This is a genomic window from Parafrankia sp. EUN1f (genome assembly GCF_000177675.1).
In the GTDB taxonomy this organism is placed as follows: Bacteria; Actinomycetota; Actinomycetes; order Frankiales; family Frankiaceae; genus Parafrankia.
Genome location: NZ_ADGX01000079.1, coordinates 19,322 through 39,820 on the forward strand (window position 1 = coordinate 19,322; position 20,499 = coordinate 39,820).

At 70.4% G+C, this 20,499-nt stretch carries 16 protein-coding genes, 1 pseudogene and 2 CRISPR repeat arrays; of the genes and pseudogenes, 6 read left to right on the forward strand and 11 right to left on the reverse strand.

From position 1 onward, the window contains the following. Positions 1 to 138: 138 nt before the first annotated feature. Positions 139 to 1,737, reverse strand: a complete 1,599-nt coding sequence (locus FREUN1FDRAFT_RS22445) for a PAS domain-containing protein (protein WP_232295343.1) — start codon at positions 1,735 to 1,737, stop codon at positions 139 to 141. Positions 1,738 to 2,041: 304 nt separating this feature from the next. Further along, a pseudogene (locus FREUN1FDRAFT_RS48150) lies at positions 2,042 to 2,320 on the reverse strand (IS630 family transposase); the annotation flags it as partial. A gap of 539 nt (positions 2,321 to 2,859) precedes the next feature. Between FREUN1FDRAFT_RS48150 and FREUN1FDRAFT_RS22450 the strand changes: the two are divergent. From FREUN1FDRAFT_RS22450 to FREUN1FDRAFT_RS22475, 6 genes are all read left to right on the forward strand, one after another. Then, a complete protein-coding gene (locus FREUN1FDRAFT_RS22450; protein ID WP_006542498.1) occupies positions 2,860 to 3,168 on the forward strand; it encodes a hypothetical protein in 309 nt (102 codons plus the stop codon). Positions 3,169 to 3,299: 131 nt separating this feature from the next. Then, the gene (locus FREUN1FDRAFT_RS45260) at positions 3,300 to 3,824 is read left to right on the forward strand and encodes a hypothetical protein (protein WP_198144448.1); all 525 of its coding nucleotides are present in this window, start codon (positions 3,300 to 3,302) and stop codon (positions 3,822 to 3,824) included. Positions 3,825 to 4,243: 419 nt separating this feature from the next. After that, positions 4,244 to 5,374, forward strand: a complete 1,131-nt coding sequence (locus FREUN1FDRAFT_RS22460; RefSeq protein ID WP_006542501.1) for a tyrosine-type recombinase/integrase — start codon at positions 4,244 to 4,246, stop codon at positions 5,372 to 5,374. Beyond that, on the forward strand, positions 5,371 to 5,709 hold the full coding sequence (locus FREUN1FDRAFT_RS22465) for a helix-turn-helix transcriptional regulator (protein WP_006542502.1): 339 nt from the start codon (positions 5,371 to 5,373) through the stop codon (positions 5,707 to 5,709). Before FREUN1FDRAFT_RS22460 ends, FREUN1FDRAFT_RS22465 begins: the two co-directional genes overlap by 4 nt. Further along, positions 5,706 to 7,040: a hypothetical protein gene (locus FREUN1FDRAFT_RS22470; RefSeq protein ID WP_006542503.1), complete on the forward strand. Its 1,335-nt coding sequence runs from the start codon at positions 5,706 to 5,708 to the stop codon at positions 7,038 to 7,040. The genes FREUN1FDRAFT_RS22465 and FREUN1FDRAFT_RS22470 overlap by 4 nt, the downstream gene beginning before the upstream one ends. 55 nt (positions 7,041 to 7,095) lie before the next feature. Further along, positions 7,096 to 7,551, forward strand: coding sequence for a Clp protease N-terminal domain-containing protein (locus FREUN1FDRAFT_RS22475; RefSeq protein ID WP_006542504.1), 456 nt, complete (start codon positions 7,096 to 7,098; stop codon positions 7,549 to 7,551). A 51-nt stretch (positions 7,552 to 7,602) separates the two neighbouring features. Next, positions 7,603 to 9,090: a CRISPR direct-repeat array (repeat unit 22 nt; unit sequence CCCCCACGGGCGTGGGGAGGAC). An 18-nt stretch (positions 9,091 to 9,108) separates the two neighbouring features. On the opposite strand, the gene cas2e is transcribed toward FREUN1FDRAFT_RS22475, so the two are convergent. Genes cas2e through FREUN1FDRAFT_RS41790 form a run of 9 tightly spaced genes read right to left on the reverse strand, consistent with a single transcriptional unit; the run spans position 9,109 to position 18,629 of the window. Continuing rightward, positions 9,109 to 9,414 carry a type I-E CRISPR-associated endoribonuclease Cas2e gene (gene cas2e / locus FREUN1FDRAFT_RS22480; protein WP_035953034.1) on the reverse strand — a complete coding sequence of 102 codons (306 nt, stop codon included), beginning with the start codon at positions 9,412 to 9,414 and terminating at the stop codon, positions 9,109 to 9,111. Next, positions 9,402 to 10,511 (reverse strand): type I-E CRISPR-associated endonuclease Cas1e, encoded by a 1,110-nt coding sequence (cas1e, locus tag FREUN1FDRAFT_RS22485; RefSeq protein ID WP_006542508.1) that lies wholly within the window; start codon positions 10,509 to 10,511, stop codon positions 9,402 to 9,404. Before cas1e ends, cas2e begins: the two co-directional genes overlap by 13 nt. Then, positions 10,508 to 11,152, reverse strand: a complete 645-nt coding sequence (locus FREUN1FDRAFT_RS22490) for a type I-E CRISPR-associated protein Cas6/Cse3/CasE (RefSeq protein ID WP_006542509.1) — start codon at positions 11,150 to 11,152, stop codon at positions 10,508 to 10,510. The genes cas1e and FREUN1FDRAFT_RS22490 overlap by 4 nt, the downstream gene beginning before the upstream one ends. Beyond that, the gene (gene cas5e / locus FREUN1FDRAFT_RS22495) at positions 11,149 to 11,922 is read right to left on the reverse strand and encodes a type I-E CRISPR-associated protein Cas5/CasD (RefSeq protein ID WP_006542510.1); all 774 of its coding nucleotides are present in this window, start codon (positions 11,920 to 11,922) and stop codon (positions 11,149 to 11,151) included. The genes FREUN1FDRAFT_RS22490 and cas5e overlap by 4 nt, the downstream gene beginning before the upstream one ends. Further along, positions 11,919 to 13,112 carry a type I-E CRISPR-associated protein Cas7/Cse4/CasC gene (gene cas7e, locus FREUN1FDRAFT_RS22500; protein ID WP_006542511.1) on the reverse strand — a complete coding sequence of 398 codons (1,194 nt, stop codon included), beginning with the start codon at positions 13,110 to 13,112 and terminating at the stop codon, positions 11,919 to 11,921. Before cas7e ends, cas5e begins: the two co-directional genes overlap by 4 nt. Beyond that, a complete protein-coding gene (gene casB / locus FREUN1FDRAFT_RS22505; RefSeq protein ID WP_006542512.1) occupies positions 13,109 to 13,969 on the reverse strand; it encodes a type I-E CRISPR-associated protein Cse2/CasB in 861 nt (286 codons plus the stop codon). The genes cas7e and casB overlap by 4 nt, the downstream gene beginning before the upstream one ends. Positions 13,970 to 13,988: 19 nt before the next feature. Next, the gene (casA, locus tag FREUN1FDRAFT_RS22510) at positions 13,989 to 15,680 is read right to left on the reverse strand and encodes a type I-E CRISPR-associated protein Cse1/CasA (protein ID WP_006542513.1); all 1,692 of its coding nucleotides are present in this window, start codon (positions 15,678 to 15,680) and stop codon (positions 13,989 to 13,991) included. 7 nt (positions 15,681 to 15,687) lie between these two features. Then, complete coding sequence (locus tag FREUN1FDRAFT_RS41785; protein ID WP_006542514.1) at positions 15,688 to 17,265, reverse strand: helicase-related protein; 1,578 nt, start codon at positions 17,263 to 17,265, stop codon at positions 15,688 to 15,690. Next, positions 17,247 to 18,629 (reverse strand): CRISPR-associated endonuclease Cas3'', encoded by a 1,383-nt coding sequence (locus FREUN1FDRAFT_RS41790; RefSeq protein ID WP_083828781.1) that lies wholly within the window; start codon positions 18,627 to 18,629, stop codon positions 17,247 to 17,249. The genes FREUN1FDRAFT_RS41785 and FREUN1FDRAFT_RS41790 overlap by 19 nt, the downstream gene beginning before the upstream one ends. 77 nt (positions 18,630 to 18,706) lie before the next feature. Continuing rightward, positions 18,707 to 20,498: direct repeats of the CRISPR family, unit length 22 nt; unit sequence GTCCTCCCCACGCCCGTGGGGG. Position 20,499 lies beyond the last annotated feature (1 nt).

Consider the following 20,499-nt stretch of genomic DNA (forward strand, 5'->3'; position numbering starts at 1 on the left):
ATCAGCGCACGATCCTCGTCCGGGTCGATCTCCCGGACCCGCGCCCGTTCCGCCATGCCCCGGATCATCGAACCGGCGGCCGCGCCGAGCCGACGCGCCGCTCACCACTGCAGGCAAACCATGGCGGTGCTGCCCGGATCATGTGGGTTGCACGTGCAGGATCGTGTGGCGGATCTCCTCGATGGTCTGGTCGAGGGCGCTGATGGCCGCGGTGAGTCGTGCGTTGATGAGGTCGCCGGCTGCGCGGGTCAGGGACTGCAGGTGCAGGCCGATGGCGAACAGGCGTTGGAGGACGAGGTCGCCCAGGTCGCGGGCGATGCGGTCGCGATCCTCGAGGACCGCGAGGCGGGCGCGTTCCTGGTGCGCCTCGGCCAGGTCGAGGGCGAGCGCGGCCTCGGCGGCGAACGCCTCGACCAGCTCGATGTCGGACGCGGCAAGGTGCGGCGAGCTGGACCGGTACCCGAGGATCATGATCGCCGACGTGTTCCGGGCGAGGCGTAGCGGCACGGCCAGCGCGCCCGTGAGGGTCAGTTCCGGGGTGGGAACGGCCCGATTACCTCGCACGTGCAGACCTTTCAGAACGACGGTTCGGCCCGCGGTGCGCATGGCCGCCCAGGAGTCGGCGTCGCGGGTGACGGTCAGCCCTCGCAGTGCCTCCGCGTCGGCGGGCAGGTCGGGGGCCACGGCGGCGGCGGTCACGACCAGGGTGTCGTCTTCGTCGGGGACGGCGAGGATGCCCAGGTCCGCGGCGGCTGTGCGGCGGCCGATCCGCGCGACGAGATCGAGCGCGTCGCGGGGGTCCGGGGCGGCGAGCACGCTGGTCGTGATCTCGGCGCTGGCCGCCAGCCAGGCCCTGCCCCGCTCCGCCCGCTGGCAGAGCCGGTGTGCCTCCCGCTCGGCCCGACGGAGGTCGGTGATGTCGGTGAGGACGAGCGCGAGCATCTCCTCACCGTCCCGCAACCAAGGGATCACCGTGATTCGCACCGACCGGGCGGGATCGTGCTCCCTTCTCAGATCGAGATCGCCGACCTGGGCGTGGTGGGTGGCCAGCGCGGTAGCGACCATGCCCCCTTCGCCGCCCAGGCAGCGCTGGTGCGGGCCGGCCGGCGACAGGCGTTCCGCCAGGTGGGCGAGACGGTCCCCGACACGCTGGGGCACACCGGCGATCTCGTCGATGACCGGTGATCCGCGCCACAGCCGCAGGTCGGCGTCATACAGGGCCACCCCTATCGGCAGCTCGCCGGCGGGTACCCCGGCGGACACCAGATCCAGCAGCGCGGCGTGTTCCCCGATGGTCCGCTCATCCCGGCGGGCGGCGGTGACGTCCAGGATCGTCCCGATTCTGCCGACCACAGCACCCGCCGCGTCCCGCACGACGGTGGCCCTGATCTGGACCCGGCGGTAGCTTCCGTCCCGGGTCCGATAGCGGGTCTCGTGGTGGCAGTGGTCGGCACCGCCCGCGACCACACTCATGAACAGCGTGACGGTGTACTCGACCTCGTCAGGGTGGACATAGTCCAGGAACCGGCCCCCCAGACTGGCGTGGACATCGAAACCGGTCAGGATCGTCCAGGCCCGGTTCAGATAGGTCCAACGGCCCTCAGCGTCGGTCCGGAACACCACCTCACTCAGCGAATCCAGCACATCCTCGGCCTCGCGACCACGGGCCGCCGCGTCCCCAGCGCGCCCCGACCCGGTCCGCCACGAATCCCCGCGCTGCAGATTCCCTCTCGACACAGACCTCACCGATGGTCGCCTCCCCCCGCGACAGCGGATCCCCTCACACAGGCGAGCCCGCGCAGCCCGCCGATCGCCCCCGACCGGCAGCAACGGCCGACGAGCACACCGCGAGACCCTGACGCAGTCCCACGCCCTACGCTCCACAGCCCCGGTAGCCCTTCTATCTGGCGTTTCTGCCCGTCATCTAGCCAGCTCAGGTGCACAAATCACATCTATGCAGCACCTGCATCAGCCTTCCACCGCAACAACGCAGCGGACCACACCTGGCCACGACGCACACCGCGTCTCCACCCGAGGCCTGCGGCTGAGGTGGCCGCACTGGTACGGCGCGATCCAGGGCCTGTATCTGGATCCGGGATTGTTCGTTGACGCAGAGAACGATCCCCTTCTGGGGCGGGTAGAGGTAGACACCGGCCACGTCAGGACCTTGTCCACGAACAGCGGTCCGCCGATAGCTTCCACGTCTCAACCATCTGCGGTTGGAGGCCGAACGCCTGCCACCTGCGCGACACCGTCGACTGTGACAATCCTGACGCCCTCGCCATCGACCGGTCGACCTGTGGACATCACCGTTCGGCGGGAAGCCCGCGGCGTCATCCGGCAAGACCCGCTGTCACCGCCTCGAGCCGCGGTAGCGGCCGCCAGGCCAACGCCGCCCTCCACCCGCCTTGTCATCACCCGTCTGCGCTGCGACCCCCGCACCCGCGCCTACCAGCAACGACGCCTCACCGAAGGCAAAACCCCACGCGAGGTCCGTCGGCTGCCTGAAGCGATACGACGCCTGCGAGATCTACAACGCCATCCCACCCGCCACTCAGAGCAGCCGGCAGCACAGGAGCGTCAGCGTCCGCCGTTCTCCTTCAGCAACGCCCGGCCGGTTTTCCTTCGGCATCAACCGCAGGCGGCGTTGTGGATGACAGTCTTCGCACCCTCCACGTCACATAGTTCCAGGAGAACGGCATCGGCCTACCCCTTCCCGTTTTCCGGCTTGAGGCAATGGTGCGTTTGGACCGCATCCACGCCGGCTCGATGGCTGGGCGGCGTTCCGCGACGCGACTGGGTAGCGTCCCCCTCGCGCATCAACGCACCAATAAAAATCATGGCGAAAGGGCTGGTGGAATGACTCAGCAGGAGCAGCAGCAGCGTCAGCAGGTCGAGCAGGAGCTGCGCCAGAACTGGCGGCAGCTTCGCTACCGCCTGCTCGACCAGTTCGGTCAGGTCGGCGCCTCCGATCTCGACGCCGCGACCGGTATCAACGACCTCATCGCCCGGATCGCCGACAAGACCAACCACAGCGAGCGGTACGTCGAGAACCGCCTGCGGGAGCTCGTCGGGGTAGGCGCAGCTCAGGGCGGACAGTCCGGCGAGCGCTTCGGCGGAGAGCAGGCCGGTCAGGGCCAGCAGGGCCGGCCCTTCGGCGCCCAGTAACCCTGGATGCACCGGTGTTTATGGCTGTCTGTTGGGGTCCCTGAACGCGGAAGTGCCCTCTGAGCTGGGAGGATGGGAGTTCTCTAGGCTTCCGTCCGCCAGATCGAGAGGGCACTTCGCAGGTGCGATTGTTGCATGCGGCGTCGAGGACGCACGCGCGGTTCGACGACCCTGACCTGGTGGGCTGCGCGGGGCTGGTCCCGGTGGTGCGCCTCGCCGAACAGGCCGGCTTGTCCGAGCTGGTCGAGGAGTATCTGCGACCGGCGGCCCCGACAGGGGCGAACGCACCGGTGAAGGTCGGGTGCCTGGTCGCGGGCATGGTCGCCGGGGCGGACAGCATCGAGGACATGGAGCTCCTGCGGGACGGGGCGGTAGGTGAGCTGTTCGACACGCCCGGCTTTTCACCGCCTACGGGTATTCCACCCAGGGCTGCCAGGTGTTCGCTGCCGGACCTGACCGTCGGCGCGAGCCAGCCCTCCCTCGAAGAACAGGACCTTGTCGCTCGGCGTTTCAGCCACGCAGAATGGACCGGCATGCTGACCGGTGGCGTGGTTCAGGACGCGTCCACGCTGGCCGCGTGGGCGCTGCTGTGCGCGAACCCGCCGGACGGCTTCCGCTTCCTCGACAACTACCGCTTCACCGCCCCCACGATCTGACCGGGAAAGGTCAGCATGAGGTCAGCGGACATCTCGGGAGAGTAAAGATGACCCCATCCCGCCGCCACACCGCCATTGTCCGCGGCACGTGCGGCGAGCAGATCGCCCGACGCGCGTGGGGAGGACTACCCGCGGTGTACTCAGCCCCTCCGAAGCAGCGGATCACCCCCACGGGCGTGGGGAGGACGCTGTGTCCGTCCGACGGATGCATAACTCGCTGCAACCGCTGCGGGTTTCATTGGATGAAGGACTCGACACTGTTCGCACTCCCGCTGGAAGCACCTGGGGCTACTGGGTTCCGTGACAGGGGGTGTTACGCGGGACGCCGCCCGACACCGGTACTGACCTGCACGTTCACCGTCAGACTTCATCTGATGAAATATCTCTTCATCGGATGAAGTCTGGACGGAAGGGCGGGGATGGGGCACGGTTCGGGAGGGTCGCCGTCGGGGGCTGCGGGGCTGTATCTGGTCGATGGGGTGCCGCTGCTGCGCCCGGACGAACAGGTGTTCGCCGCGATGCTCGATGGCTGGCGGGACCAGCAACTGGCCCGGAACCTCTCGGTGAGCACCGTCGATAAACGCCTCGGGGTGGTGCGGATGTTCACCGCGCACGCCGACGCTTTCCCGTGGGTGTGGCGGCCGCAGATGCTCGACGAGTGGCTGTCGGACCTGCGGGCCGTACGCGGCCGGAGCCGGTCGACGATCCGCAACTACTCCCTCGCCGTCAGCGCTTTTTGCCGCTATCTGCTCGATCCGGCCTACGGCTGGCCGGCTCGCTGCGAGCACCAGTTCGGCTCGCACCCGGTGCAGATCTGCCACGAGTGGAACACCGCGGTGCACGTCCAGGACACCGAGGCCGACCCGTCGCGGCGGGCGTTCACACTCACCGAGCTGCAGACGCTGTTCGACTACGCCGACGACCAGGTGGCCCACGCACGGGCCGCGGGTCGCAAGGGATGGCTGTCGCTGTTCCGCGACGCGACGCTGTTCAAGGTCGCCTACAGCTACGGGCTGCGCCGCCGGGAGGTGGTCATGCTCGACCTGACCGACTTCGCGACCAACCCCCACGCCGCCGAGTTCGGCACGTTCGGGGTGTGCCGGGTCCGGTTCGGCAAAGCGATGAAGGGCTCGGCGCCCAAGCCCCGCAGCGTGCTCACCGTCTGGCCCTGGACCCCCGACATCCTGACCCAGTGGGTGGACGAGCTGCGCCCGCTGATGCCAACCGCGGCCGACTCGCCGGCGTTGTGGCCCTCCGAACGCGCCGGCCGGATCACCCTGAGCGCCGTCAACCGGCGCCTCACCGAGTACCGCAACGCGCTCGGGTTGCCGGCCGGACTCGATGTCCACTCGCTGCGCCGCTCCTACGTGACGCATCTGATCGAGGACGGATGGGACCCGCTGTTCGTCCAGCAACAGGTTGGTCATGAGCACGCCTCCACCACCGCGATCTACACCTGCGTGTCCTCGGACTTCCGCACCCGCACGTTGCGCTCCGCGCTGGACGCGACAATGCGGGCCGCGATCGGACCAGGAGGGGCACGCCCATGACGGCCAGGCGGACGGTTTCCTACCAGTGGCGGCTGCGCGAGACGATGGCCGCGCACGGCCTGTTCAACGCCTCCGACCTGGCCCCACTGCTTGCCGAACGGGGCATCACCCTGTCGGCGGTGCAGGTCTGGCGGCTGGTCACCCAGACCCCGGAGCGGCTGTCCCTGCCGGTACTCGCCGCGCTGTGCGACATCTTCGACGTCACGCCCGCGCAGCTGATCGCGACCCGTGCGGACAACGTCGCGGCCCCGGCGAAGACGGCCAACGCCCGCCCCGACGGGACAGCGGACCTGAACGCCTACCGACCCAAACGCGCCCAGCTGCGCCCCGAATGAGCGAACCCGAGGCGTGCTGGCGGTGTCGCACCGTCCCACCGGGCCGGCGCGGCCGGCACCCGACCTGCTTCCCCTGCCGGGTGACCCTTCGCCTGCAACGGCTCCTCGACGACGGATCCGGTGCACCGCACCCGGACCTGGCGCCGCTGATCGACCACCTGAAAACCGACCCGGACCCGCGACGGATGCTGGGGTGGCTGGCCCGGCCCCACACCGCGGATCTGCTGATCGCCCTGGCCAGCGGCCAGGTTCGGCTCGCGCACGAGGCGCTGCACATCTGGCCCCACCAGGTCGCCGTCCGGCGACTCCGTCACCATCTGATCGCCGCCGGGATCCTGCCCGATGCCGACCCGCGGCTGCTCGACATCGAGGCGTGGCTACACCGGCGCCTGGACCAGCTCGCCGGGCACCCCCACGAGCAGCTCCTGCGCCAGTTCGCACTCTGGCACCTGCTACCACGGCTGCGTGCCACCGCTGCCGGTCGGCCGCTGCGCACCAACGCCCACCAGTACGCCACCCAGCAGTTCACCCAGGCGCAGACGTTCCTCACCTGGCTGCACGACCAGCAGCTCCGCCCTCACCAGCTCCGCCAAGCCGACATCGACACCTGGAACCTCACCCACCGGGTCCACCAGCGCGAGCTTGTCCGCGGCTTCCTTCTCTGGGCGATCGACCGCGGCGACATGCCCCGCCACCTGGTCGCACCCCGGCTGACGTTCCAACCCGGCACACCGATCACCCAGCACCGCCGGCTCGCGCTCCTGCGCCGCTTCACCACCGACGACTCCCAGCCACTGCCGATCAGAGCCGTGGCCTGCCTGGTGCTGCTCTACGCCCAACCCCTCAGCCGCATCCACCGGCTCACCACCGACGACATCCTCGACCGCGACGGCGAAATGCTGATCCGTCTCGGAGACCCGCCCACACCGGTGCCCGACCCGTTCGCCGCCCTGCTGCGCGAACTCGCCGCGGCCGCCCCACCGGCCGGCTGGCTGATCCCCGGCCGGTTCTCCCACCGGCCCGCCCACCAGCGCGTGCTCCAGGACCAGCTCAAAGACCTCGGCGTTCCGATCCAACAAGCCCGCGTCGCCGCGCTGCGCCAACTCGTCCTGCAAGCCCCCGCCCCCGTCATCGCGGAAGCCCTCGGCTACCACCCGACCGCCACCACCCGCCAGCACACCCACGCCGGCGGCACCTGGAACCGCTACACCGCACTGCCACGGCGACCAGCCGCGCCGATCTCCAACACACCGCGGCCCAGCCATATTCGAGAAGGCACCGAGATCCGCACTGACGAACCGGAACACGGCACCACAACAGGACCGTTCTAGATCCGGCAGCCGATCAATCGTTGAGTGCCCATACCTCCGGGAGAGCCCGACACCTATGAAGTTCACCCAGGAAGCCCGTCGCGTGATCGAACTCTCCCAGGAGGAAGCCCACCGGCTCCACCACAACGCGATCCGGACGGAACACCTCCTGCTCGGCCTGCTCCACGAGGAAACCGGGCACACGAGTGCGACCCTGCGCTCGTTGGGCGTCACCCTCGACAACACCCGGGTCCTAGCCGAAGAACTCGGTGAGGAACTCGGCGGCGACAGCGCGACCGAACCCGGCCGGCATCTTCCGTTCACCCCCCGCGCACGAGGTGTCCTCGAACGAGCGGCGCGGCAAGCCCTGACACACAGCCACGACCATCTCGATACCGCACACCTACTGCTTGCCCTGCTCGGCGAGGACACCCGAGGCGGCAACGAACTGCTCACCCGCCTCGGCGCCGACCCCGAGCAGGCCCGCCGCCAGACACTGGCCGCACTAACCAGCCCACCAGCATCGACCTGACCCCGGAAGAACTCGCAACAGTCGAATCCGCAAGGCTGCCAGTCTGGATCACCCCCACGGGCGTGGGGAGGACTTCGTTTTGGGATCAAGAGCGGCCGGCGCCTACGGATCACCCCCACGGGCGTGGGGAGGACGCGCCGGCCGCGTGGAGCCGGGCGATGACGTCCGGATCACCCCCACCCACGGGCGTGGGGAGGACAAGGGCGTCCACGGCGACAAGGTCTGGCCGTACGGATCACCCCACGGGCGTGGGGAGGACGGCGACGAAGCCGCAGAGGAACACGAGTAGTTCGGATCACCCCCACGGGCGTGGGGAGGACTCATCGGGCAAGTCGCACGACATGCGACACACCGGATCACCCCCACGGGCGTGGGGAGGACAGCGGTCCGAGGTTTCCATCCCCCGCCGGTGGCGGATCACCCCACGGGCGTGGGGAGGACAGGAGATCGTGGAGGAGGCGCTGGCCACATGGCGGATCACCCCCACGGGCGTGGGGAGGACCCAGGTGGGGTGTCGACCACCACCCACGTGAACGGATCACCCCCACGGGCGTGGGGAGGACGGCGCCTGTGGTGGCCAGCTCAACCACCTCGTCGGATCACCCCCACGGGAGTGGGGAGGACTCCTGCTCCGGGTCGATCGTGGGTGCGAAGCCCGGATCACCCCCACGGGCGTGGGGAGGACGTGAGCCCTGGGAACAGCGCCGCGGCGGACGCCGGATCACCCCCACGGGCGTGGGGAGGACGTTCTCGTTGTGGAACACGCCAACAAGGTCGACAGATCACCCCCACGGGCGTGGGGAGGACCCGGAGCGGCCCCGGGAAACCGGCGGGCGGTGCGGATCACCCCCACGGGCGTGGGGAGGACCACAGATCGCCACCGGCCCGATGGCCAGCCGGCGGATCACCCCCACGGGCGTGGGGAGGACACGGCGTCGGGGCCGATGGCCTCGCGGACGGGCGGATCACCCCCACGGGCGTGGGGAGGACCGCGGGGTAGTTGCCGAGGTCGATACCGCCGCCGGATCACCCCCACGGGCGTGGGGAGGACGCAGGGCGATCACGGCTGGGTCTCCGCTGCTGCGGATCACCCCCACGGGCGTGGGGAGGACGACAGCTCCACGTTGCCGAGTGAGGCGGTGCGCGGATCACCCCCACGGGCGTGGGGAGGACTCCGGGAGCAGGCCGGCGATGACGTGCTCCACCGGATCACCCCCACGGGCGTGGGGAGGACGGCCGCGGGCAACCGCTGGCCCAGCTCCGGCCAGGATCACCCCCACGGGCGTGGGGAGGACCGGGCCTCCATCAGGTCCATGAGACGTCCAGCCGGATCACCCCCACGGGCGTGGGGAGGACCGCCTGGGCCATCACGACCGCGTTGCCCTTGCCGGATCACCCCCACGGGCGTGGGGAGGACATCTCGTCGAGCGAGTCCGGCGCCGGCCGCGGCGGATCACCCCCACGGGCGTGGGGAGGACACCCGAGACCGCGTTTTTCCGCCGACGCCTTCCGGATCACCCCCACGGGCGTGGGGAGGTCACTTCCTGACCTGGTCTTTTAGGAGGGCTCCTGCGTTTGTTGTGATTTGAGGGCGATGAGTTGGAGGCCGTCGTAGTCGACGACGTGGCGGCGGCGTTCGCCGGCGGTTCTGATGTTGAAGCCCTGTTCGGTGTCGGCGGGGTGGATGCAGACGGCGGCGCCGTCGGCGACGCTCTCGGCGACGGCGTTCCAGAGTTCGTCGCGGACCCGGGCGGAGACGGTGCCGACGTACAGGCCGGCGGTGGGTTCGATGAGCCAGCGGCTGAGCGCGCCACGGACGTGGTCGGGGACCGCGGTGGTCGAGATGACGATCATTGAGGCCATGGGTCGCCCAGGTTGATGAGAACGTCGTCGTCCTCGAGGTCGCCGTTGTCGATGGTGCCGGCCGGCGGGCTGGGCCTCGGAGCGTCAGTGTCGTTGCCGGCGGCCGGGGTGTCGTTGCTGTAGTTGACGCCGGCGGGCAGGGCGCCGAGGTCGGGGTCCCAGAGGTGGACCATGTCGGCGGTGAGGCTGGCGCGGTCGCCCGGGTCGTCGTCGGTGTCGAGGTCCCGGCTGAGGTCGAGCATGGTCTGGATGTCGTTGATGATGTTCGGGAGGAGGCGGATGAGGCGGAATTCTTCGCGCAGGCGGGAGCGGGCGGCGCGTTCGGGGTCGGGTGAGTCGTGGAGCGCGAACGCGAGGGGGATGGTGGTTTTCGCTTTGTAGAGGTCGGCGATGTCGTAGACGAAGGCGAGTTGGGTGCCGCTGTGGATGTAGCCGAGGGCGGGGGAGCAGCCGAGGGCGCAGACGGCGGCGTGGACGATGCCGTAGAGGCAGGTGTTCGCGGCGGACAGGGCGAGGTTCACGGGGTCCTGGGTGTCCCATTTCGCCGGGTCGTAGTTGCGGCGGAACCGGGGGATGCGGTGTTTCTGCGCGAGGAGTTTGTAGTAGGCCTTGACCCGCTGCCCTTCCATGCCGCGTAGCTGGGCGAGGGTGGTGCTTTCCGGGACGTCGGTGGCGAAACGTGTCCGGTACATGCGTGCGGCGACCTGGACGCGCAGGGTGTCGTCGGCCCAGGTTCGGGCCTGCTGTTCCAGCCATCGGGTGGTGAGGCCGGCGGGTTGGATGTTGGCGTAGCTGCGGATGCCGCCGGCGCCGACGCAGACGACGCTGGTGTCGTGTCGGGCGAGGGTCGCGAGCGCGGGTTGGGTGATGGACGTTCCGGGGCCGAGCAGCAGGCAGGACAGGGCGGCGGTGGGCAGGTAGGTCTTTTCGACGCCGTGGGGTGTTTCGACGTAGGCGAGGACGCCGGTGTCGTCCTGGGTGACCTGGACGGATTCCAGGTAGAGGAACGACAGGGAATCGGCGACGCGGGGCAGCATCGCCAGGGTGGGCCGGCCGAGGCGGTGTTTGGCGGTCTGGGGTGCGCGGGTGACGCTCATCCGGTGGCGGGCAGGGGTGCGAGGCTGAGCAGGCCTGCGCCGTAGGAGCGGGCGCGGCCGACGCCGTCGAGGACGGCGCCGCGGACCGCGTCGGGGTCGGTGATGATGGCGTGTCCGTCGAAGCGGGTCAGGGCGTGGCGGATCCGTCGGCCGTCCTGGCGTAGGCCGGTGATGTCGTCTTCGGGGGTGCCGGTCAGGCTGCGTAGTTCCAGCCCACAGCGGGCGGCGCGGCTGGCCCACCAGTCGTCGGCCGCGGCGCCCCGCAGCGGGATGATTTTCCCTTCCTGGGGTCCCGCGTTACGGCCGCCGCGTTTGGCGGCGTTCGCGGTGAGGCGGTAGCGCACGGCGGCGCCGGTGGTGATGCTGTCGAGGAACGGGCCGAGTGTGCGGGTCGCGGCTTGGGCGTAGCCGGGGGGTAGCCGGTCGAGGGCGGGTTCAAGGCGGGTCTGGACGAGCAGCCGGGTGCCGGCGCGGGTGCGGTCGACGCGGAACAGCAGCCCGGCGAGGGTGCGGGCGTCGTCGCCGAGGTCGTCGGGGACGAGCATCATGAGCCGCTTGTGAAGACGGTCGGCGTCGGTGAGCTCGCGGCGGATGTCGCGGCGCCGTTCATCCGGGGTGATCTGTACCAGCCAGGCGGTCACGGCTGCTCCTGATCGGCACGCATGTAGTCGTAGAGCGCCTGCTGGTAGCCACGTCCGGGGCCGGCGAGCAGAGCGCCGGGAAGCCGGGTGGTCTGCCGGTAGACGGCACGCCGCCGGTAGCGGCGGTCGAGGGGGTCGAAGCTTTCCGGCACGTCGGCGAGTTCGCTGAGCGCGGCCCGTCCGTCGTCGGGTTCGGTTTCGGTGAGCAGGTCGACCTCGACCAGCCCGTCCGGGTCGGGTGTGCTGCGGGGTCGGCGTGGCAGCGGTACCCGGGCGCGCAGGTCACCCTCGGGGTCCGTGGTGTCGCGGCGCAGCACGAACGGTTCGTCGGGTGGGCAGGATCGCCGTCCGAGGTAGGGCTGCCAGACCGGACGTTCCAGCGCCTGTCCGACGGTGTGGACGATGTCGTCGGGGCCGGTGACCGCGACGGTGAACACTGCGTCGGACAGGTACCGGCGGCGGGTGACGATGGTGCCGGTGTCGCCGGAGCGGTGTTTGCCGTCCGCGGTGGGCACGGTGCGATGCGCGGGGAGGTTGCCGCCGACGGTGTGGAAGTCGGTGAGCAGAACCCCGGGAGCGTCGACGCGGACGGTCAGCCGTAGGCCGTCGAAGCGGGTCAACGGCTCCCCTCGGGAAAGACCCATCGCGGCGGCGAACAGGCCGATCAGCCCGGAACGGGTCGGGAAACCGGCCGTGTCGCGGACCGCGAACACGCTGTGTTCTCCCCAGGACTGCAGCGGTCCGGCGAGGCGGAGAACGAGTCCGCTCACGCGGCACCCTCCGCCGTCTCCCCGGCGGCGGCGTCGAGGGTGGCGCCGAGCAGAGCCGGCCAGGAGGTGTAGCCGTCGCCGAGGCCGTCGCGGGTCTTGCCGTCGATCGACGCCTGGCCGTGCAGGATGATCTCGTCCTCACCCCAGAACTGGTGCAGCCCGGCCGCGTAGTCGGACAGGGCCTCGCGGGCGGGTTCGCCGTGGCCGCCTTCGATCCCGGCCGGGACGGGTCGTTCGAACGCCGCGGCCAGGGAGATCGGCCGGTCCTGACGCACCGCCACGTAGATCAGCTCGGGCAGGGTGTTCGGAGCGGTGGCGGTCCGCTTCCCCGAGGGCAGCGCCGCGACGAACGCGCCCAGGAAGTGGCGGGTCAGCTCGAACGCGGTGGCCTTGTCGCCGTCGAGGTTCGCGACGAGGCCGGCCAGGTCGAGGCTGGCGTACCGGTAGAACACCCCCGCGGAGAACTCGCCGGCGTTCATGTGGCCGCTGCCGGCGTCCCCGAACGCCGGGATGTCGTCGACGGCGGTGAAGAAGTCGACCTCGGGGTCGGTGGCGTGCACGGTGAACGCGTGGGCGACCTGCACCGCGCCGTCGACCTTGCCGCCGGGCAGCTCGGCGAGCATCCGCCCGAACAGGTTGATCGTTCCCGTCCGGCTGGACAGGATCGCGGCGACCTCGTCGACCGGCAGCACCGCGCGTGGCGTGGCGGTCTTCTTCGCGATCTCCGCTTCGAGGCGATCCCGATGGGCCGCGGCGAGCGTCGCGAGCGCGTCGAGGCCGGCCACGGGCAGGTAGAGCAGCACCGAGGAGATCTCGGTCTTGTCGGCCTTGCTTTTCGCCCCGCCGCCGTTGCTCTCACCGTTTCCGGTGTCCGCCGCCTCGGTCTTGATTCCCTTCTTCCCCGCGGACAGCAGCACCTGCCGCCCGGCATAGGCGGCGAGCTCGGCGGGCCAGCCCTGCCCGGTCAGGCGCTGCGCGACCGCGGTGATGATCCGCCGGGTGCGTACCGCCGGATCGTCGAGCGCGGTCTCGACCTCGAGGCGGACCTGCCTTTTCCAGCACTGGCTCGACACCCGGGTGCGGGACTTCCCGCCGTAGACGACGGTCTTCGGCGCGCCGAGATCGTCCCTGTTCAGGTTGGAATAGGGGACGGTCTGCAGCAGGTGGATGTCCACGAAACGGGCGGTCATGACGTCTCGCCTTCGGTGTCGTCAGAGGTGTCGAGGTCGGGGGAGTCGGACGGACCGCCGGTGAGGCGGGCCGTCCGGTAGAACTGCTGCAGCCAGGCCTTCGCGACCTGATCGGGGTACAGGCCCCAGCGGGCCAGATCGACGGTGAGCCGGACCCAGTCGATCGTGACCTCGTCCGCGCGCAGCTGGCGGATCAGCGGGGGGAGATGGCGGTGTACCCCGTCGAGGTCCTGGCGGCACAGCAGCCGCAGCCGGGACTCCCACCGCCGGTACACCGCGGCACGCTCGGCCCCGGGCCGGCGGTTGATCGCCTGGGCGAGGCAGCGGCCCAGGTTCACGCCCCGAGCGGCGCGTGGGGCGGGCCCGGCGGCCGTGTCCGGCGGCGATGGTGCGGCGACGGAGACCTGCCCACCAGCGGTGGTCGTCGTCGCGCCGGCGGCCTCGGCCCGAGGTTCGGCCGGGGCCACGGCGTCGGGCCGCTCCGACGCCGTCTGGGCGAGGTGGCTGTCACGGGCCGTCCGCGGCTGGGCGGCGATCAGCGCCGCCACCGTGTAGAAGGCCCGTTCGACCGCCGCGATGTCGACCAGCGTCCGCCTGTCGATCCGGCTGTCGTCGGGGTCGGGCAGAAACTCCAGGCAGGCAGCGACGATGCGGTGCGCGGGCTGGGCCATCGGATGGGTCAGCGGCTTCCCGAGGCAGCGCCGCAACGCCGACCGATCCGCCGGCACGTCCAACGTCCGTTCGGCCCTGTGAACGAGATGCCGGGCCGGGCCCTGCAGCTCATCCCAGCCCGAGTAGGACGACGGGCCGCGGCGGGCGGGCCTCCCGGTCGCCGCGGGGGTGTCCAGAACAGTCATTGAGGTGTCTTCTCCTGGATCAAAGACCGGAACGCAGCCGGCCGCGATACCGCGCGAGCGCGCGGGTCATCCGCCCATGTGTTCGGGCGTCCACCTGGTCGGCGATGTCGTCGTAGGCCCGCTCCGCCTCCTGCACGAACCGGTCCGAAGCCGCCTGGAACACCGCCAGCGGATCACCACCGGCCTCGGCGGCGTGCTCCGCGTGGCCCAGCACATCCCAGAACACGCGCTCGGCCGCGGGCCAGTACCGCCCTTCCGCCGCGGCGACCCACGGGCCTGGACCACCGTCGAGACGGGACGGTGCGTGCAGTCCATCGTCGGTCGGGTCGGCCTGCAGCGCCCAGGCCGCCTTCAACGCCTGCGCCAGGTTCCGACCGACGTGTTCCGCCGCGTCGCGCACACGACCGACCCCGTAGGCGAAGGCGGGGTCGCGTTCCTGCAGCCAGCGCAGAACCGGCGGGGTGGTCTGGGTGAAGAACTGCCGGTCGCGGGTCTGACCATCCTGATCGAACCCGAACACCCGCACCCGCATGCCCGACACCAGTTCGGGTGGCAGGTGCTGCACCGCGCCGAGAACCGCCGGCCGGTGGTGCTGGTCGTCGCTGTCGAGGAGAAGGGCGTCCAGATCCCGCCATGTCGCGCGCGTGGCGCTCGCGGGCCGTGGATACGGCTCGCCCTTCTTGTTCGTCTGATAGATCAGATAGGGGTCGAGACCTTCGTTGCCCTTCGCGCGCCAGGCCCAGGTCATGGTGGCGTCAATGACCTGGGCCCCGGAGGGGTCCGGGGTCAGCAGTACGGCGTGCTGGAATCGGCCCACCAGCACCCGGGCCATCCCCCGCAGCGGCACCGGCCCCCGCAGCGGGTCCCCCAGACTGTCGGCCTCCCACGGCGCCACGTCCACCGCATTCCCGCGGTCATCGTCCCCACCATCCGGCACCGGAATACCGGCGACCAGCGACTCGAACAGGTTCTCGCCCACCGGGTGGCAGGACAGGCCGCTACGCAACGGCCCGGCGGCGGTGTTTCCTTCCGACCGGCCCTTCACCGTCCGGGTCGTGCAGCGCCCGGACGGGCCGTAGTAGAGGGTGGCGAGCAGGTGCCACACCCCCTCCGCGGCGGGAACCGGCCGCGGCGCCAGATCGGTGTGATGACCCAGCCACACCTGGTTGTTCCCCGAGGAACGACCGAACACGACGCGGTTCAGGCCCGACGTCGCCGTGCACTCCGTCGCCAGCCGCGGATCCTGCAACCACGGCCTCTCCCGGTCGAACAGATCGAACCGCCCCGGGTACCCGCCGAAGTATTTTTCGACGTCGTCCGGGTCGAACCGGCGCCGTTCCAGAACCTTGCTGCGCCGCTCGAGGAATTCCTTCGCCGACAGGTCGTCCTCGTCCAGACCGGTCACCCGCGCCGCCAGCAACGCGAGGACACGCCACAGGCCAGCCGCCGCCGGCGGCAACGGAACATCGATATCCGTTAACTCATGCGCTCGTATCAGGGCTTCCTGAAGCCCGACGTTGCCCCGCGCCGTTCGCTCTCGAACGGGTACCCACGGCTGCTTCCGCAGATCGAAGGTGGGACCGGCTACCACTGCCCACTCACATGCAACCCCCGTTACTCCCCGGCTTTGCAGCCGGCCGCCGACTTCGGTGTCGATGGACGCGACGTTAGCGACCACCACCGACAGAAATGCGTTGCATGGACCTCCCACGAACCTCTCAGCCGGTCAAACCGAGGGCCTCATCGAGGGAAAAGACCCGGTTACCTACGGCGACCGGGTGAACGGTGCCGTCGGCGTCGAGGCGGTGTGGCAGGACAAGCACGTCTCGCAGATGCGGGTTGTCGGCCCAGGAGGCCGGCGGGGCGGTGGTGTCCCGATCGTGACGGCGCCAGGCGCCGTCCCGCAGCGGGATGCTCTCCGAGAGCACCGCCTTGACCTGCGTTGAGGTGAACCGGCGGTTCGGGCCGGTTCCGGTCACGGGCAGCCGGGTGGTTCGGGCGCGGTCCAGCCAGCGGGTGCCGTCGTCGTCGACGTAGCAGCAGACCACTCGCACCGATTCGGCTCCCAGCCGGGTGGAGACCACGTCCTCGTCGATCTGCGCCTTCGTGAGCTCGTGCAGATCGAGAATCTTCGACGGGTTCTTGATCGCGACCGTGGTCGCGATCCCGAACGCCGCCTCGTCGTTCGCGAAGCGCGTGATCTCGTCGTCGGCCAGGTCCTCGTGGAAGGTCTCGTCGTAGACCTGTTCGACCATCGGCTGCACGTCCTCGGGGATCCGCACCGGCCCGGGGTGGCGGTCGGTGAGCAGCTCGTAGGTCCGGCGCAGCAACGACGCGTCATACACCGAGGTCCACCGCTTCGGCAGGGCCAGGGTTCCGTCCGAGTCGCGGGGCACCAGCACGACCAGCCTCGGCCTCCCGCGCGCCCACCGCGGTCGCAGACCTTCCTCGTCGTCGACCTGCGGATGGCGCTGGCAGCGGCCCGCCCGCTGCAGCAGCTGCGCGATCGGCGCCAGATCACTGACAACCAGATCGAGATCAAGATCGAGGCTTTGTTCCGCTACCTGCGTGGCGACAAGGATCGTGGGCACACGCGGCCGATGAGCGACCGTACGACCGAACGCCCGCGTCACCTCCGTGGTCAGGGCCTCGCGTCGCCGCGCCGGCATCCGGGCGTGCAGCAGCACCACCCGCGGCTCACCGGCCCGGCCTGCTCCCTGCCCGCACCACGTCCGCAGGGCGAGGAACGTGCGCTGGGCCTCGGCGACAGTGGTGCACACGACCATCGCGCAACCACCCTCCCGCAGCACCGGCGCCAGGACCGCTTCCAAAGCGGCCGTCCGGTCGGCCCCACCCATCACCGGCAGCTCGAGCTCCGCCGCTTGCCCGGCGGGCGCAGCGGACACGTCCTCGGAGACGGTGGCGACATCGACGAGATCAACCTCGAGGGTGCGTGACTCGACCTCGAACCGACGAGTCGTGATCACCGCGCTGGCCGCGTCGACATAGACCCAGCCGGGGTAGGCCACCTCGACGGGCCCGCGGAACGCCTTCCCTCGGGCACCGGTCAGGTAGCCGCGGACCAGCCGCGCGGCGACCTGGCCGGGCAGGGTCGCCGACAACAGGACCACCGGAACCCGCAACGCGCCCAGCCATGTCAGCAACCGCGCCAACAGGTACTGCATGTACGCGTCGTAGGCGTGCACCTCGTCAACGACCAGGACCTTGCCCGCCAGACCCAGCATCCGCAGCACGTTGTGCCGCACCGGCAACACCGTCAGCAGCGCCTGATCCACCGTGCCCACCGCCATCGGCGCCAACAGGCCCCGCTTGCGGCCCCGCAGCCACGACGTCGCCGCGGTCCGCGACCCGTCACGGTCCCCGCCCGCGGCGCTTCCCCCGCCTGGCCGCCGCCGGTCAGCACCGGGCCCCGATCGGCGTCCAACCCGCCGGCCGTGTCCTGATAGGCGGCGTTCAGCCAGGCCATCGAATGCAACAACGTCACCGCGACGTCCACCGCCGGATCCCGGCGACGTTCCGCGTAGGCCCGCACCCGGCCATACATCTGATCGGACGTGGCCATCGTCGGCAACGTGACGAACATGCCTGACGTCCCCGCCGCATCCCCCATCAGCCGTGCGGCATGAAGCGCCGTCTCCGTCTTCCCCATCCCCATCGGCGCCATCACCAACAACAACCCCGGCCCGGTCACCAACCCTGGCAGGCTCTCCGCGACGGAACTCTGCAACGCGTTCGGCGGAAAGTCCGGGAACTCGGCCGCGAACGACCCCTCACTCAACGAAAGCCGGCCCAGCCCGGCTTCCCGCGCCAGTGCGGCCACCTGCCCGGCCGAACTGGCGCGATGCGCACCCAGGTCCAGTTCCGTCACCCCTGGGGGGACCTCACGGAGCCGATCGAGGAGGAAGTCCTCCTGGCTGACCAGCCAGTCCGCCAACACCACCAGCCCGCAGACGACCGCCGCGCCGGCGACCGTCACCGCCCGCGGCGCCGCCGGCGGATCGAACACCGCCTGGATCTCCTGCAGCACACCGCGCCGCGCGTGCTCCCACTCCTCGCCGCCCAGCTCCGGGCACGGGACCCGAGGATCGGCGTGCCGCGCCTGGATGCCGTGGAAACAGCCGTGATGACCGCCCAGCATCTGCGCGACCCGCGCGGCGGACGCATCACCGGCCAGCCCAGGTCCGTACCCGAGCTCGACCAACATCCGGTGCAGGAACCGCTGAGAGGCCTCATCATGACGGAACCGGGCCGACGCGCCGGCGGTCGTATAGCCCCTCAGCTCGGCAAACGCCTCCTCCACCTGCATCTGAAAACCCGGAGTAATCTTGCCGATATCGTGCAACGCGGCCCAGAAAGCAACCAGGCGACCGGCATCCTCCACGGACGTCCCCAACTCGCGGGCCACCGTGAGCCGCGCGGACTCCGGCACCATGCCACGCCAGAGCACCTCGACCGCCGCACCGGTATCAACCAAATGGCAGACCACTGGATACGGCCGTGGCAGCGAACCGAACTTCCCCCAGAGCCTCAGGTCCACACCTTGACGGCCCGCGTCGGCAGCGAAAGCACTTCCATGATCTCCCCCAAGATCCATCCTGGGAGCGTAGTTCATTGCCAGACAGCAACTGCCGGGCGGCATCCGTCGGTCAAGGCGGCGTGGCGTCCGAGGAAACACAACAGATGCAGTAGGCGGTATAAAAGGCCTGGTCAGTAAGTGTCCTCCCCACGCCCGTGGGGGTGATCCGGGTGGGGACTCGTGGGGCCGGGGCGGCTACCGGTCCTCCCCACGCCCGTGGGGGTGATCCGAAGAACGCCGTGTTCTATGGCGGTGACGATGCGTCCTCCCCACGCCCGTGGGGGTGATCCGCTGCCCGGCTACTTCGTGGCCGGGTGGAACTGGTCCTCCCCACGCCCGTGGGGGTGATCCGGATCTCCAGCCGCACCTGGCGGCTGCCGAGCCGTCCTCCCCACGCCCGTGGGGGTGATCCGCACGCGCTCGACGCCATCACCGGCATCGGCCCGTCCTCCCCACGCCCGTGGGGGTGATCCGCCGCCCTTGATCAGGTCGACGGTCCGGTCGGCGTCCTCCCCACGCCCGTGGGGGTGATCCGGGCAAGGTTCAGGACCGGCGACTCGCACGCCGGTCCTCCCCACGCCCGTGGGGGTGATCCGTACGAGACCTTGCGCCGGAACCGTGGCGGAGAGTCCTCCCCACGCCCGTGGGGGTGATCCGTGCCTGCGGCCGGCCGCATCCGCCGGGACGTGGTCCTCCCCACGCCCGTGGGGGTGATCCGCAGACGTGGCAGGACGTCCGCAACTCGCTGGTGTCCTCCCCACGCCCGTGGGGGTGATCCGAATCCGTCCATCGGCCTCTACGGGGTGATGCAGTCCTCCCCACGCCCGTGGGGGTGATCCGCGGAGTACCACACCGAGTTCGGGCGGCACGCGGTCCTCCCCACGCCCGTGGGGGTGATCCGGGGGCGGACGGGGACGCTGAACCGGTCGCCCAGTCCTCCCCACGCCCGTGGGGGTGATCCGGAGGCCTCGCCGTGGTCATCTCCGTCCCGAACGTCCTCCCCACGCCCGTGGGGGTGATCCGGGTTCGGGCGATGCGGCCTTGTGCGTTCAGTCGTCCTCCCCACGCCCGTGGGGGTGATCCGTTCGGCACCGGAGCATCTGATTTCGGCGGCGAGTCCTCCCCACGCCCGTGGGGGTGATCCGGGCAAGCCCAAGGGCCGGACCGCGATGTACGTGTCCTCCCCACGCCCGTGGGGGTGATCCGGGAGTTGGCCGGCCCGCACGGGCGGATTGTCGGTCCTCCCCACGCCCGTCGGGGTGATCCGCGGACCCCGTAACGGACGACGAAACGGCACCCGTCCTCCCCACGCCCGTGGGGGTGATCCGGCCTGGCCGCCCTGTACGCCCGGTACTACGAAGTCCTCCCCACGCCCGTGGGGGTGATCCGTCCGCCGATCTGGGTGAGTGCTGTCATCAGCGGTCCTCCCCACGCCCGTGGGGGTGATCCGTCCACGCTGATCACCAACCTGGCAACCATTGCGTCCTCCCCACGCCCGTGGGGGTGATCCGTTCGTCTGGGTCGGATCGGTGAACCCCGGGTTGTCCTCCCCACGCCCGTGGGGGTGATCCGGTTTCGGGCCGGCGCAGGCCCGATGGTCACAGGTCCTCCCCACGCCCGTGGGGGTGATCCGACGAACTTCCGGAGAGCTTGCTCCGCCGCACTGTCCTCCCCACGCCCGTGGGGGTGATCCGAATGGCGTGACACAGCGCGCGGCGTCGATGCCGTCCTCCCCACGCCCGTGGGGGTGATCCGCCGCCGAAGCCCAAGAAGCCGCTCGCAGGCCATGTCCTCCCCATGCCCGTGGGGGTGATCCGTGGACATCAGCGGGCAGACAAAGGCAGGTGAGGTCCTCCCCACGCCCGTGGGGGTGATCCGGAGGAGGTCACCGGCCAGCCGCCCGCGCAGCCGTCCTCCCCACGCCCGTGGGGGT